The sequence below is a fragment of the Vibrio sp. Vb2131 genome (assembly GCF_033338535.1).
Classification (GTDB): domain Bacteria; phylum Pseudomonadota; class Gammaproteobacteria; order Enterobacterales; family Vibrionaceae; genus Vibrio; species Vibrio alginolyticus.
Genome location: NZ_JAWOSW010000008.1, coordinates 166,743 through 180,598 on the forward strand (window position 1 = coordinate 166,743; position 13,856 = coordinate 180,598).

General features: G+C 43.0%; 13 protein-coding genes, 1 pseudogene and 1 riboswitch. Of the genes and pseudogenes, 7 read left to right on the top strand and 7 right to left on the bottom strand.

What is annotated here, in order from left to right; genetic code table 11:
* Window positions 1-4 precede the first annotated feature (4 nt).
* From proW to R7E38_RS11275, 5 genes and pseudogenes are all read left to right on the top strand, one after another.
* Window positions 5-1,090: a glycine betaine/L-proline ABC transporter permease ProW gene (gene proW, locus R7E38_RS11255; protein WP_005377778.1), complete on the top strand. Its 1,086-nt coding sequence runs from the start codon at window positions 5-7 to the stop codon at window positions 1,088-1,090.
* Window positions 1,083-2,090, top strand: coding sequence for a glycine betaine/L-proline ABC transporter substrate-binding protein ProX (proX, locus tag R7E38_RS11260; protein ID WP_005385703.1), 1,008 nt, complete (start codon window positions 1,083-1,085; stop codon window positions 2,088-2,090). Before proW ends, proX begins: the two co-directional genes overlap by 8 nt.
* A gap of 194 nt (window positions 2,091-2,284) precedes the next feature.
* Window positions 2,285-4,234, top strand: a complete 1,950-nt coding sequence (locus tag R7E38_RS11265) for an LTA synthase family protein (protein WP_226083640.1) — start codon at window positions 2,285-2,287, stop codon at window positions 4,232-4,234.
* 145 nt (window positions 4,235-4,379) lie between these two features.
* Window positions 4,380-4,746 (top strand): annotated as a pseudogene (locus tag R7E38_RS11270) (VOC family protein).
* 99 nt (window positions 4,747-4,845) lie between these two features.
* Entirely contained in the window at window positions 4,846-5,229 is a 384-nt protein-coding gene (locus R7E38_RS11275; RefSeq protein ID WP_005377782.1) for a hypothetical protein, read from the top strand.
* Window positions 5,230-5,318: 89 nt separating this feature from the next.
* Here the strand turns inward: R7E38_RS11275 and R7E38_RS11280 are convergent, their stop codons facing one another.
* Window positions 5,319-6,053 carry a chromosome segregation ATPase gene (locus tag R7E38_RS11280; protein ID WP_017820934.1) on the bottom strand — a complete coding sequence of 245 codons (735 nt, stop codon included), beginning with the start codon at window positions 6,051-6,053 and terminating at the stop codon, window positions 5,319-5,321.
* Between the two features lie 31 nt (window positions 6,054-6,084).
* Window positions 6,085-6,243, bottom strand: coding sequence for a hypothetical protein (locus tag R7E38_RS11285; RefSeq protein WP_005377784.1), 159 nt, complete (start codon window positions 6,241-6,243; stop codon window positions 6,085-6,087).
* A 527-nt stretch (window positions 6,244-6,770) separates the two neighbouring features.
* Window positions 6,771-6,870: riboswitch (glycine riboswitch) on the top strand.
* A 122-nt stretch (window positions 6,871-6,992) separates the two neighbouring features.
* Here R7E38_RS11285 and R7E38_RS11290 point away from each other — a divergent pair.
* Window positions 6,993-8,369 (top strand): alanine/glycine:cation symporter family protein, encoded by a 1,377-nt coding sequence (locus R7E38_RS11290; protein WP_226083641.1) that lies wholly within the window; start codon window positions 6,993-6,995, stop codon window positions 8,367-8,369.
* Window positions 8,370-8,486: 117 nt separating this feature from the next.
* On the opposite strand, the gene R7E38_RS11295 is transcribed toward R7E38_RS11290, so the two are convergent.
* Both R7E38_RS11295 and R7E38_RS11300 read right to left on the bottom strand, forming a co-directional pair.
* Window positions 8,487-9,053, bottom strand: a complete 567-nt coding sequence (locus R7E38_RS11295) for a hypothetical protein (protein ID WP_025766721.1) — start codon at window positions 9,051-9,053, stop codon at window positions 8,487-8,489.
* On the bottom strand, window positions 9,053-9,688 hold the full coding sequence (locus tag R7E38_RS11300) for a LysE family translocator (RefSeq protein WP_170890600.1): 636 nt from the start codon (window positions 9,686-9,688) through the stop codon (window positions 9,053-9,055). Before R7E38_RS11300 ends, R7E38_RS11295 begins: the two co-directional genes overlap by 1 nt.
* Window positions 9,689-9,911: 223 nt before the next feature.
* Here R7E38_RS11300 and R7E38_RS11305 point away from each other — a divergent pair, with 223 nt between their 5' ends.
* Window positions 9,912-11,384, top strand: a complete 1,473-nt coding sequence (locus tag R7E38_RS11305) for a carboxypeptidase M32 (RefSeq protein WP_226083642.1) — start codon at window positions 9,912-9,914, stop codon at window positions 11,382-11,384.
* A gap of 70 nt (window positions 11,385-11,454) precedes the next feature.
* On the opposite strand, the gene R7E38_RS11310 is transcribed toward R7E38_RS11305, so the two are convergent.
* From R7E38_RS11310 to R7E38_RS11320, 3 genes are all read right to left on the bottom strand, one after another.
* Window positions 11,455-12,405, bottom strand: coding sequence for an LpxL/LpxP family Kdo(2)-lipid IV(A) lauroyl/palmitoleoyl acyltransferase (locus R7E38_RS11310; protein WP_137281935.1), 951 nt, complete (start codon window positions 12,403-12,405; stop codon window positions 11,455-11,457).
* Window positions 12,406-12,825: 420 nt separating this feature from the next.
* Window positions 12,826-13,161, bottom strand: coding sequence for a DMT family transporter (locus R7E38_RS11315; RefSeq protein ID WP_169644527.1), 336 nt, complete (start codon window positions 13,159-13,161; stop codon window positions 12,826-12,828).
* 123 nt (window positions 13,162-13,284) lie between these two features.
* On the bottom strand, window positions 13,285-13,671 hold the full coding sequence (locus tag R7E38_RS11320) for a DUF6559 family protein (protein ID WP_005377791.1): 387 nt from the start codon (window positions 13,669-13,671) through the stop codon (window positions 13,285-13,287).
* Window positions 13,672-13,856 lie beyond the last annotated feature (185 nt).

Sequence of the window (13,856 nt, forward strand, 5' to 3'; positions counted from 1 at the left end):
CACGATGTCTTCAGAGCAAACTAACAATGATCCCTGGTCAAATACTGCTCCTGCGCAAGATGATCCTTGGTCGCAAGGTACAGAGGCCGCGCCAAGTAATGATTGGCTCAACTCAGAAACTGTAGAGCAAGCGCCATTCGATATTATGAACCCATTCCAAGATGCGGTTTTACCCCTCGATAGCTGGGTAGAATCCGGTTTGAACTGGCTGGTGGAACATGGTCGACCTGTTTTCCAAGCAATACGAGTTCCAATCGACTTTATTCTAACGTCGTTTGAAACTGCTTTGGTGTCTACACCTGCGCCTATAATGGTACTCATTTTATTTTTGCTAGCGTGGCAGTTTTCCAATGTAAAACTTGGTTTTTCTACTCTTGTATCCCTTGTTTTCATCGGCCTAATTGGTGCGTGGTCACAAGCGATGACAACGCTAGCACTGGTGTTAACCGCCGTTTTCTTCTGTTTGCTTATAGGGCTACCAATGGGGATATGGTTGGCAAGGAGCCAAACCGCTGCCAAATTTGTTAGGCCAATATTAGATGCAATGCAAACGACTCCCGCGTTCGTTTACCTTGTACCAATTGTTATGTTGTTTGGTATTGGTAACGTTCCTGGCGTAGTAGTAACGATCATTTTCGCCCTGCCTCCCGTTGTGCGCCTGACTATTTTGGGTATTCAGCAAGTACCTGAAGAGCTTATCGAAGCTGGCCACTCTTTCGGGGCAAACAAAAAACAGATGCTTTATCGCATCCAGTTACCGTTGGCGTTACCAACTATCATGGCAGGTGTAAACCAAACCTTAATGCTGTCACTTTCTATGGTAGTGATTGCTTCAATGATTGCTGTTGGCGGCTTAGGCCAAATGGTACTTCGTGGTATTGGCCGACTTGATATGGGTCTTGCTGCCGTTGGTGGCTTAGGCATCGTTATTCTTGCGATTTTGTTAGACCGTATCACCCAGGTGTTAGGGGTTAATGCGGGCAACACTAAACTTCGCTGGTATCACACAGGTCCTGTTTCATACCTATTAAAACTGAAAACAAAGACGAACCAAGACGATCTAAAACTTAGGAGAAACATCAATGAATAATTCATGGAAGAAAGCGCTCTCTGTTGGAGCTCTAAGTACTATCGCATTTTCAACTTATGGTGTGGCAAGTGAACTACCGGGTGAAGGTGTCACTGTTCAGCCTGTTCAATCAACCGTTGCAGAAGAAACATTTCAAACGTTGATCGTAAACCGCGCACTTGAAGAGCTTGGTTACGATGTTAAACCGACCAAAGAAGTGGACTACAACGTAGGCTACACCTCTATTGCTAAAGGTGATGCTACTTTCTTAGCGGTTGGTTGGTTCCCTCTTCACGCCGATAAGTACACGATGTCTGGCGGTGATGATAAGTTCTTCCGTAAAGGCCAATACGTAAGTGGTGCTGCGCAAGGTTATTTGATCGATAAGAAAACCGCGGAAAAATATAACATCACTAACATTGGTCAGTTAAAAGATCCAAAATTGGCGAAGCTATTCGATGCAAACGGCGATGGCAAAGCGGACTTAACTGGTTGTAACCCAGGTTGGGGTTGTGAAATGGTTGTTGAGCATCAGTTGGATGCTTTCAAACTTCGTGACACAGTAACACACAACCAAGGTAACTACGCGGCGATTATCGCTGATACGATCTCACGTTACAAAAAAGGCGATCCGATTCTTTACTACACTTGGACACCGTACTGGGTAAGTGGCGTTTTAGTTCCAGGGAAAGATGTTGTGTGGTTAGAAGTGCCATTCTCTTCACTTCCTGGTGAGCGTAAGGACATTGATACGACACTAGAGAACGGTAAGAACTACGGCTTCGAGATGAACTCTATGCGCATCGTTGCCAATAAAGAGTTTACAGAAAACAACCCTGCTGCTGCAAAGCTGTTTGAAATCATCAAACTAAATATCAATGATGTTAGTGCTCAGAATATGATGATGAGCCAAGGTAAGAACAGCTCAGCGGACATCGAGTCTCATGTAAATGGCTGGATCAAAGCGAACCAGAAAAAGTTCGACGCATGGGTCGAAGAAGCGAAGAAAGCCGCAATGTAATCATGCCTTTATCAACCTCTAGAGCCAGTTGGTGTTATCAACTGGCTCTTTTTTTACACAAACGCCCCTCCCCCTTACATAGACATACCAACACTTACACTACTCGACCATAAACCCACATTATAATTCACGTTTATTTCACGCTTGCTTTGCTAAAAACAACACAACATAACAATTAAACTATTCGAATAAATATGAAAAACTTATCAAAGAGCTCTGTGTGGGGGCCTTTGCAGCCAATTGCTGCCTTTTCTTTGTTTTCGCTTCTATTTCTGTCTATCTCAAGAGTTTTGCTAGCTTTTTGGCAGATTGACCGTATTGACTCTCTAAACGACTTAATTTACATCCTAGGTCAAGGTTTGCGCGTAGATATTGCAACGCTTTGCTGGTTATTTATTCTTCCAGCACTGTTATCAACCTTCATGCCATTAACCGGTAAGATGGGAGAGTGTTGGAAGCGAATATTACGCATATGGATGGTTTTAGGGCTTTGGGTGCTTGTATACATGGAGCTAGCAACAGCGCCATTCATTCAGGAATACGACCTACGTCCAAACCGCCTGTTTGTGGAATACTTAATCTACCCAAAAGAAGTCTTGAGTATGCTCTGGACTGGCTACAAATTAGAACTGTTTATTGGTGCGTTAGGTACAGTTTTAACCATCACTTTAGGTTGGAAGTGGAGCAAGAAACTGACCGATAAGGCGCAGCAGGTCAACTGGAAATGGCGACCACTATTGGCACTTTTCGTTGTTCTTTTTGGGGTTGCAGGTGCTCGCTCATCTTTAGGGCACCGCCCGCTAAATCCTGCTATGGTCGCCTTTTCTAACGATCCACTGCTTAACGACTTAGCACTGAACTCATCTTACTCATTGTTGTTTGCGGTTAATAGCATGAAGTCAGAAAAGAGCGCGGAGCAGTTCTACGGAAAAATGGACACTCAAAAGATGTTGGAATTAGTTCGCACTTCATCAACAAAGTCCGACTTCACCCCTTCATTACTCCCAACCATGAACAGTAACCCCGCGACTTACCAGGGTAAACATAAAAACTTAGTGATTTTGCTACAAGAAAGCTTAGGCGCCCAATTTGTCGGTGCTTTGGGTGGTTTGCCTCTAACACCAAACCTTGATGAACTCATGAAGGAAGGTTGGCAGTTCACACAAATGTACGCCACTGGTACTCGTTCTGTTCGTGGAATTGAAGCCGTAACCACGGGCTTTCCTCCATCTCCGTCTCGCGCGGTAGTGAAGCTGAGTAAAAGCCAAACGGGTTTCTTTACCATCGCGGACTTACTGAAAGCTCAAGGCTATCACACGCAATTTATTTACGGCGGTGAAGCCAACTTTGACAACATGAAAACTTTCTTCTTTGGTAACGGTTTTGATCAAATAGTAGAAGAAGACGATTATAACAACCCAAGCTTTGTTGGCTCTTGGGGTGTTAGTGATGAAGATCTATATAACAAAGCAAACGAAGAGTTTGAACGCCTTTCAAAAAGCGACAAACCTTTTTTTAGCTTAGTTTTTACGTCAAGTAATCATAGCCCTTATGAGTATCCAAAAGGCAAAATTGAGCCATACGATTCAGAATATATGACGCGTAACAACGCCGTTAAATATTCCGATTACGCTTTGGGCACTTTCTTTGAAAAGGCGAAAAAGTCATCTTATTGGGATGATACCATTTTCATTGTAATTGCAGATCATGATGCACGTGTTTCTGGCGCTAACCTTGTTCCAGTTAAGCACTTTCACATTCCAGCATTGATCCTTGGTAAAGGCATTCAACCACGTAAAGATGACCGCATAGCAAACAACATAGACATGCCGCCTACACTGTTATCTCTGATTGGGGTAGATGCTAAAACACCGATGATTGGTCGTGATTTAACGAAGCCACTGGCTCGCGAAGATGAACGCGCAATGATGCTATACGACAAAAACTTTGGTTATTTAACGCGCGACAATCTCGTTGTGCTTTCCCCTGGTGAAAAGATATCGACCCTGGCGTACGACTTTAAAGACCAAACCATGAAGCCGCTAGAGGTGGACGAGTCTATTATCGAGCGTGCAAAAGCAAACGCATTATTTGCATCTAAAGCGTATCAAAACAACTGGTATTCTTCCAAACACACTCATTAATACCAATGATTCCGCTGATAAAAAGGAGCTAAACGGCTCCTTTTTCTTATTCTGTCACTCACCTCGGGAATGTTCTACTGACAACTCCTGTCGTTCCTTTACGTTAGATTGCCCCTACTATTTCTAATTGATTAAGGAACAAACCATGCTGACTATCAATTCATTCGTTCTCTACGTTGAGGACATCCACATAAGCCAAGTTTTTTTATTCGAAACTGTTCGAACGCAAAGTCACGCAGTTGTCTCCAACCTTTGCCGCTATTCCAATGACCGAAGGCTTAACGTTGACACTCAAGCAAAGAGATAATCTTTCACCCCACAGCGGAATTAGAGGTGGTGGCACCGAGCTGTCTTTATCAGTGCCCAACAGGCATACGTTAGAGCGCATTTACAAGCGCTGGAAAGACCTAGGTGTTGAGTTTGTTCAACCACCAGCGACATCAGTGTATGGGTTAAATTTTATGGCTATCGATCCAGATAAGCATCGCATTCGTGTTTTCATAAATGAATAAAAATGCGTTAAAAATGCTTTTTACCCATTCCCAATGTGACTTCAATAAATTAGACTCAAGGAAACATTAAAAGCGGCGTAGTAATAAGAAGGAATGCCCATGAGCTCAAGTATGATCCTTAGCGAATCCCTAATCGAGAGCGGAAGAGATATCCCCCTCAAAGAACTGCTTTATGCAAAGCGCGTGCTGGATAACTACATGGCAGTAGCCAAAGAAAGTAGCCCGCTTGAGCTATTAACTGAGATGAAATCGGCAGCAAAGCAAGTAGAATACTTTACAACGACGAGTAACCCGTGTGAGGCTCGTAATGTCATCAGTCAGATGATTGATAAAATCGACACCGCGGAATCTTTTGCTTCGTTCAAAGCATTAGCAGGTAAGCCATCTCAAGCACTCAATGAACTAATTGAAGATCGAGCTCAGCTGATTAAACACGAACGAGAGCTCCTGCTCGCCTCAGGCTATGACGCCTCACGAATCTAATATACGAGCAGCCTTAAAGTCATAGCTAACAACGAAAAAGGAGCTCTTAAAGAGCTCCTTTTGCTTTTCAAAAATCGGATACAAAAGACTTAAAGGCCGATATCTTCCGTTATTGCTTTGATTTGTTTGAGGTCCATTTTATAGACTTCAATCATTTGATCGACCTGACTTAGTCGTGAATTAGCTTCGTCATGTTTATCACACGCGTCCGACTTCACGTCCCAAGATTTGCCTTCTAAAAATACGTCACACTCTTTCTTGAGTTTCTCAATCTTAGGTAATAATTTCGACCGTTCTTTCTCGAGAGACTCTAATTCTTGCGAAATTTTTAGCTCTTTCTGGAATACTTCGCGGGACCGCTCAAACATAGTCGCTTGCATATCCGCTTGACGACTCAGCTTCTCATTTTCTGACTTCGTCGTGTTGATCTTATCTGCCTGCTGCTTCAATTGAGACTCTAGTGACAAGTTGACCTTCTCGACCTCAGTCAATTGCTTTTGCAACTTCTTAAGTGCTTTCTGGTGCGCTTCGTCTTTCGCGGCAAGTAACTCACTAACTTGGTTTTGTATTTCTTGGTCAAGCGCCTCTTCACGCACTTTTACTTGAGATGCCAACTGGGTTTTATCTTGCGTTAGTGCTTGATACTTTTCTTCTAATACGTGGTAAGTCGATTCCCACTTGTTCGCAGTGACAACCGATCCAACAAGGCCACCAAATGCCAAGCCTAACACCGCAGCGATTGCGATATAGATATGCGTACGTTTGTCACGCTCTTCAATGACAACTACGTCGTCTTGCTCTTCCATTTTGTTCTGAGAACTCACCGTATACTACTCCAAGGACTCTTTTACTTTGCTAGCGGATCAATTCCGCAAACATAATTGATGCTGTATAAATCAGAAATGCGCCAATTAATGTTATAACGGTCGCTTTTTGGACTTTTTCATTGGTTCGATAACGAAACAGCACAAATGCTACTGCAATCAACACCGCAATGGCTAATAATCTGGTCATACCGCCTCCTTGTCCACTCATGAAAAACTGCCTAGGTCCGTAGACTGTTTCACAAAGATTCATTGTAACCCATTTATACGTACCATAAGGTCAACTTAGCGTAGATTTTAAAATAAGTGCTCCGATTTTAATCAATTTTGTGTCCTTAATTGAATAACTTATGTCGTAACGATCGAAACACATTTATCGTTCTGAAGTGTTTTTGGGTTCCATTCCCTAACCCAATAAATTTTATTTATGCCGTGACTCGCACAAAAAGATTGGCAAACATACCTTCATGAAAATTGATGAGGTTATTTCATTGAAAATAAATTGACATAGGGTGTTGAAATGGACCAAAAACATGATAGAGTTCACACGTTAATGATGACCAGCATCATTAACTAACCTTTACTCATTTAATTGAGTAATTGTTCCGATGAAGACTGCAGGAGAGTGGTTATTAATCAAATTTTAACATTTGATTAGCATAACTCGCCGAAGAATTAACTATTTCAGGTGCTACCTAGGTAGCGGGGACTGTAGTTGGAGGAACCTCTGGAGAGAACCGTTAAATCGGTCGCCGAAGGAGCAAGTCTTGCACTCACGCAAGGTGAAACTCTCAGGCAAAAGGACAGAGGAGTGGAAAGTTACAACCTAACTATTTTGCTTGGCCTTCCCGCCTACAACCAATAGCTTAGTTCTTTTAGAGATCGTTGATCTCGTCCTTTCCCTCTTCTCCTTATTAGTTGTTTTATTAAGGGGAAATCATGAACAACCTACAATCTTTACTACAAACCATCGATAATTTTGTCTGGGGTCCACCGCTGCTTATTTTGCTAGTAGGTACAGGGGTTTACTTCACTTTTAGCCTTGGCTTGATCCAGTTTAAACACCTCCCAACAGCGCTAGCGATGGTATTCAGTAAAGATAAGTCATCTAATACTCAAGGTGACGTTTCTAGCTTTGCAGCTCTTTGTACTGCGCTCTCAGCAACAATTGGTACTGGTAACATTGTTGGTGTTGCCACAGCAATCAAACTCGGTGGACCAGGCGCTCTATTCTGGATGTGGCTCGCTGCCCTTTTCGGAATGGCGACTAAATACGCCGAATGTTTGTTGGCGGTTAAGTACCGAAGAGTCGATGATAAAGGCCAAATGATTGGTGGCCCAATGTACTACTTGCAATACGGTGTTGGCTCAAAAGCTCTCGCGATCATGTTTGCAGTGTTTGCTTTGGGTGTTGCTTGTTTTGGTATCGGTACGTTTCCACAAGTAAACGCGATTCTGGATGCAAGTGAGATATCTCTTGGTGTTAACCGTGAGCTATCTGCCTTTGTACTAACTCTTTTGGTTGCTTTCGTAACTTTGGGTGGCATCAAATCCATTGCTAACGTTGCAGGAAAAGTGGTTCCTACCATGGCTGTATTTTATGTGTTGGCGTGTTTAAGCGTGATCATCATGAATGCAGACCAATTGTTCAATGCCGTTGAATTAGTGCTGGTTTCAGCCTTTACATCAACAGCAGCGACTGGTGGTTTTCTAGGTGCAAGCATCATGCTGGCAATCCAATCAGGTATCGCTCGCGGTGTGTTCTCAAATGAATCAGGTTTGGGTAGCGCGCCTATGGCAGCAGCAGCAGCGAAGACAGACTCTTGTGTTAAACAAGGCCTAATTTCAATGACGGGTACCTTTTTCGATACCATCATTATTTGTACCATGACAGGCCTTGCTCTAATCCTGACCGGTGCATGGCAAAGTGACCTTGCAGGTGCCGCGATGACGACTCATGCTTTTGCGGTGGGTTTAAATGCAGATACATTTGGCCCTATGCTCGTCTCAATCGGTTTGATGTTCTTCGCTTTTACCACCATTCTTGGTTGGAACTACTACGGTGAGCGTTGCGTTGTGTTCCTGTTCGGAACTAAAGCTGTGCTTCCATACAAACTGATTTTCGTCGGCTTGGTGGCATCTGGTGCATTCCTTCACCTCGATATGATTTGGCTACTGGCTGATATCGTAAACGGTCTGATGGCAATTCCTAACCTAATTGGTTTGATCGCACTGCGTCACGTCGTACTGGCAGAAACCAAACTGTTCTTTAGCTCAACATCGCAATCAGGTAAAGTTGAAGCAGTGAAAGCTTAGTGAAACGGCAGGTTTGCGGTCACAAACTGTCAGTCACAGAGAGCAAGACACATTAGAAATGGTAAAACACAAAGCCCGCTATTATTTAGCGGGCTTTATTTATCTTCGGTTAAATGGTTAATCTCTCAACCATTGATGCTCAACGTTTTCTCCACGTTCTTCAAAAAACTTCGCATTTTTTTGCTTGAATTGATCCGCTTTCAACTCTGATAGCGGCCAGTCTAAAAATGCTTCTGTTACAAAAGAGTCGCCGACACCCACTTCAATCGATTCCAGATGTTTCCCGATGTAGCGATAAAAGTAGCCTTGCCCAAACGCATCGCACACCATAGGTACATGCCTAACACGTTGATGATTGACTGAGACCGAAGCCCAAGTCGTCGTTTTAGGTTCACAGGTTTGCTCTTTTACAACGTCAACCTCAAATTTATTGTCCATAGTTGTCGAAACAAAAACGACAATAGCGTCATGCAAATACACACGCCTGAGCAATAACTGTTTAGTATCTTGAGTTCGCGTTTGTTGTATTCCATTAGCAAAAGGCTCGAAGTAGCCCCAGTGCCAAGACCAGATCATGCCGCGTTGCGCAAACTGTACTTGTGGCCACGTATGCCAAGCAACAGCGGCACCTACCCCCACAATAAATACAGCGAGTAGTATCAACAATCGATAAATATTACGCATTAAACGGTTTTTTCAATCAATAACTTCACACCAAGTGCGACTAATACTGCGCCCGTCGCGCCTTCCATCCACTTCATAAAGCTTGCATTCTTTAGTAGATTTTTAGCCGAGTTAAGCGCGCCAGCTAAACCACACTGCCAAACCATCGCAATAGCAAAGTGTACAGATGCCATCATCATTGATTGAAGCAAGGGTGAACCTTCTGGATTCACAAACTGTGGCAAGAAAGCCAAATAGAAGACCGCCGTTTTCGGGTTCAAAACGTTAGAAAGAAAGCCCTCTCTAAAAGAGCGCTTACCATTAAACACTTCGTGAATCTGCTCGGTCACGGTCAATCCATCTTTCGACGACATTAGCGCTTTTAAACTGCTCAAACCAAGCCAGATAAGATAAGCTGCGCCAATCATTTTTACGATTTGGAACAACTCTGCAGATTGCGCAAGAATCGCCGAGATACCAACCGCAGAAAAAAAAGCATGTACGAATAAGCCAAAGCAAATCCCTAGACTGGTTGTACATCCATCTTTTAGGCCCGAGCGGCTAGTGTTACGGATAACAAGTGCAGTATCTAAACCTGGCGTTAACGTTAAAATCGTAATGGCAATAATAAATGCCTCGAAATTCAAAATATCCATATTATCGTCATAATTAATTGTCAATCCTTCATCAATACCGCCAATCCACAAGATTCGCAAGCTTCTTTTTTAAGAGAGCTATACAACTGGGTGAGTTTATGGACAATGGGTTGGAGTTAATTGTTAATTATTAGTAAATTAACGTAGGTTGCTTAGTGCAACACCATATGAAGGACCCGTTATCGGGTGTTTAGGGAAAGAACAAAAGAATAAGAGTAGTCACATGAACGCATTTACAAAACTCGTTGAACATTCCAAAAAAGTGGCAAATTTTGAGCATCTATCTGCCATCATAGATTGGGATCAAGCAGCGGTCATGCCACCTGGTGGCGCTGAAGCACGATCGAATGCCACGGCAGAGCTCGATGTACATATCCATTCTTTAATGACTAAACCGCACTTGGGAGAGCTTTTCGCTCAGGCAGAAGAAGAGACGCTGTCTACAAAAGAAAAATCTATCCTAAGAGAAATGAAGCGTGGGTGGCAGCAAGCTAACTTACTACCAGAATCATTAGTTCAAGCTCAATCTCTTGCTGGCTCCAAATGTGAACATGCATGGCGTACACAACGTGGAGAAAACGACTGGGCTGGTTTTGAAAAGAACTGGGCTGAAGTCGTAAAGCTATCGCAGGAAGAAGCGCAAATTAGAGCCGAAGCAAATGGCACGACTCCTTATGATGCCATGCTCGATGTTTATGAACCTGGCACAACGTCTGCGTCGTTAGACATTCTTTTTGCTGACGTGAAAACCTGGCTTCCTACTTTGATCGATGAAGCGCTTGAAAAACAACAATCAGACAACATCTTATTGCCAACTGCACACTACTCTGCGGAAAAGCAAAAAGCGCTCGGTTTGGAAGTCATGAAGCTACTTCAATTCGATTTTGAACACGGTCGACTTGATGAGAGTACCCACCCATTTTGTGGCGGTGTACCGACAGATGTGCGTATTACGACACGTTATAATGAAAACGAGTTTGTCCAATCATTGATGGGGATTGTCCACGAAACTGGCCATGCTCGATACGAGCAAGGGCTACCAAAAGATTTATCAGGAACACCCGCGGGAGAAGCTCGCTCTATGGGTATTCATGAATCACAATCACTCTTCTTTGAAATGCAAATAGGACGAAGCAGCGCGTTTATCGATCACCTCGCTCGACTGGCTTCTAACCATTTTTCTGGTAGTGAATTCGAAAAAGACAATTTAGCCAAAATTTACACTCGCGTAGAAAAAGGCTTTATTCGCGTAGATGCTGACGAACTAACATATCCTGCTCACGTTATTCTTCGATATGAAATTGAGCGAGATCTCATGAACGGCGTCATCAAACATACAGATGTACCAGAACTCTGGAACGAAAAGATGAAAGCGTACTTGGGGCTATCAACCGAAGGAAACTTCAAAAATGGCTGTATGCAAGATATCCATTGGACAGACGGAAGTTTTGGCTATTTCCCGTCCTACACGCTCGGTGCGATGTACGCTGCACAATTTATGGCAGCAATGAAACAAACCGTCGATGTAGATGCGGTTATTCGTTCTGGCGACTTAGCTCCGATATTCAATTGGCTCTCGGAAAACATCTGGAGTAAAGGTAGCTTATTCACCACTGATGAGTTGGTAAAACAAGCCACGGGTGAAACACTGAATGCTAAACACTTTCAAGCTCACCTAAAAGATCGCTACTTATAAAGCGAAAAGAATAGAAAGTAAAAGCCCAAGGTTCGTATGTTCCTTGGGCTTTTTGTAGGCTCTCTATGTGTTATGCCAAGCTAGGGATGAGCCTAGGCTTGTACAAACAGTCCTCACCCTCTGGTCTAGTTTTAAACCGACGATGAAGCCACATATACTGGCTCGGACTTGCCATGATTGATGTTTCAACTATTTGATTCACGAATGCGGCGGCACGTTGATGATCCTCTTTCGGGAAACCTTCGACGGGCGCACTAATGGTTAGGGTATAGTGTCCGTCTTTTCCTCTTACCATCGTAAAAGGCACAATGGCGCAATCTGTAGAATCAACCAACAAACTTGTGCCTGTCGTAGTACAAGCATTTTTAACGGCAAATAACGGTGCAAATGTCGAGCGTCGGTTACCATAATCGTGGTCCGGTGCATACCAAACCCGCTCACCTGTTTTAAGTGCTTCAAGCATGGCTTTGACGTTTTTACGATCAATCAGTGTACGATTAGAGCGAGAGCGTCCCTTATACTGAAAATAATCAAAGCACGGATTATTGTTTGGGCGATAAACACCGGTTCCAGACTTTTTAATGCCAAAAGCTCGAGCACCTAACTCTAGATTCATTGAGTGTACGGCCAACATTAATGCACCTTTGCCTGACTTCTCTAAAGCCTCTAGATGCTCCATGCCTTTTATCGTGACGTGTTTGTTTACCCGTTTATCTGACCAAAACCATGCCATTGCGGTCTCAAAAAGTGCGATGCCAGTATTGTCGATGTTGTCTTTTAGAATTGCTTCGCGTTGGCATTTTTCCATATGAGGGAAGCAAAGCTCAAGATTGCGTCTGATCGTAACTTGACGTTTTCTCATGAATCGCATAGCTAAACGACCAATGTTGCGTCCCAAAGCTAGTTGAACTTTAAAAGGAAGGAGGCTAAGTAAGTACATCACGCTAATGATAATTAACGTTCCCCAGTAACGAGGCAAAAGAAATTCGGCCTTGAATGCAGGCTTTTTGTATTTGTTCATGTAAGTATTGTCAGATGTGCCCATCTATAAGTGATAAAAACAATGATAATGGACTGCACTTTTATCATTGATAACGCTAATAACATAAATTAAAGCGCGCGGATTCTATGGTTCTTCGACACACTACACAATAAGAACTTTGCAGAAATATGTAGGGAATGAAAAAGCAGTACAGATGAGTCGCCACGTTAACATCTATCGGAGTGATTTATCTACTGCCCTTTCCTAACGTTTGAAGAAATATAACTTTGTATTTTCAATGCGCTAAATAATGCCTGTTTTTCAATCACATAATGCGACCGTGATGAATGCAACAATAAGACATCATATCAATACTCGCCATTAGCGATTGAATTTGCACTAAAAAGCCGCAGCAATTTCTCGCTGCGGCTTCTTATTCACTTAACAAGTAGAGTGGCGTTATTCGTACCCTACTGTTTTGGATAATAAATTTACGATCAACACACCAGCGATGATAAACCCAATACCAACTAGGGCTGGTAAGTCTAGACGCTGTCCGTAAACAAAGTAACCAACCGTCGCAACCAAAACGATCCCAGCACCACTCCATATGGCATAAACAACCCCGACAGGCATTGTTTGCACTGTGACGGAAAGCAAGAAGAAAGCGATGCCGTAACCAATCAAAACGACTGTGCTCGGCATTACTTTCGTAAATTGCTCTGTTTTGGGAATATAAGAAGTGGCAATCACTTCACATACAATCGCTATCGACAGCGCCAACATTGGTGGCATAGAGACAAGCATTTTGAACATAAGGCATTAACGCTCAACAGAAATGTAACCGACAACATGTCCGGATAATTAGGCCGCGCATTATACCCAACTCATCTCACGATGGAATACCACTAACGATGTTTACACACCATCACTTTCGCTTACTTTTTGATGACCAGGTGAAAGGCTGACGTTTTGGTGCTGACGAGAAATTTCAAAGTAGATATGCATATCAATCGGCTCAGGTGTATTGAGTAGCATCTTACCTACTTCACGTTGGAAATGACCATAATTACCTAGCTCATCCGTTAGTTCTAGGAGCTCGTAAGAAGCTTCATCGGCAAACATTCCATACGCATACTGATAATGACTGATATCCTTGCTCTTATCATAACCCAGCTTTTGAAGAGCTTGATCAATCTCTTCCGGCGTATAAATGTCTTTATCACCAAACGAATGCAGTAGCACGCAAGGAACTTCTTGAGCGATGCTCTGAATCTTTGTCTTTCTCTTGAAAATACCGAACATAATGTCCTCCACTGACGATGTTTCCAAATATGCACATTAATGCAAAATGGTGAGCTGATTGTTTTTAGTATGGCTCATTAATTTGAGACTTCCTTACTACGAAGTCACCTTCACATATTAACGTGATCGCATAATTACCAGCAAATAGTACACACTGCGTTTCAAACCTATCTCATCAGAAACTC

What these genes read in the sequence shown, in the direction of transcription:
- R7E38_RS11275 (WP_005377782.1), top strand. Translation starts at nt 4,846, where the DNA reads ATGAGCTCAAGTATGATCCTTAGCGAATCCCTAATCGAGAGCGGAAGA.
- R7E38_RS11290 (WP_226083641.1), top strand. Translation starts at nt 6,993, where the DNA reads ATGAACAACCTACAATCTTTACTACAAACCATCGATAATTTTGTCTGG.
- R7E38_RS11320 (WP_005377791.1), bottom strand. Translation starts at nt 13,671, where the DNA reads ATGTTCGGTATTTTCAAGAGAAAGACAAAGATTCAGAGCATCGCTCAA.
- R7E38_RS11310 (WP_137281935.1), bottom strand. Translation starts at nt 12,405, where the DNA reads ATGAACAAATACAAAAAGCCTGCATTCAAGGCCGAATTTCTTTTGCCT.
- proW (WP_005377778.1), top strand. Translation starts at nt 5, where the DNA reads ATGTCTTCAGAGCAAACTAACAATGATCCCTGGTCAAATACTGCTCCT.
- R7E38_RS11305 (WP_226083642.1), top strand. Translation starts at nt 9,912, where the DNA reads ATGAACGCATTTACAAAACTCGTTGAACATTCCAAAAAAGTGGCAAAT.
- R7E38_RS11285 (WP_005377784.1), bottom strand. Translation starts at nt 6,243, where the DNA reads ATGACCAGATTATTAGCCATTGCGGTGTTGATTGCAGTAGCATTTGTG.
- R7E38_RS11300 (WP_170890600.1), bottom strand. Translation starts at nt 9,688, where the DNA reads ATGGATATTTTGAATTTCGAGGCATTTATTATTGCCATTACGATTTTA.
- R7E38_RS11315 (WP_169644527.1), bottom strand. Translation starts at nt 13,161, where the DNA reads ATGCCACCAATGTTGGCGCTGTCGATAGCGATTGTATGTGAAGTGATT.
- R7E38_RS11265 (WP_226083640.1), top strand. Translation starts at nt 2,285, where the DNA reads ATGAAAAACTTATCAAAGAGCTCTGTGTGGGGGCCTTTGCAGCCAATT.
- R7E38_RS11295 (WP_025766721.1), bottom strand. Translation starts at nt 9,053, where the DNA reads ATGCGTAATATTTATCGATTGTTGATACTACTCGCTGTATTTATTGTG.
- proX (WP_005385703.1), top strand. Translation starts at nt 1,083, where the DNA reads ATGAATAATTCATGGAAGAAAGCGCTCTCTGTTGGAGCTCTAAGTACT.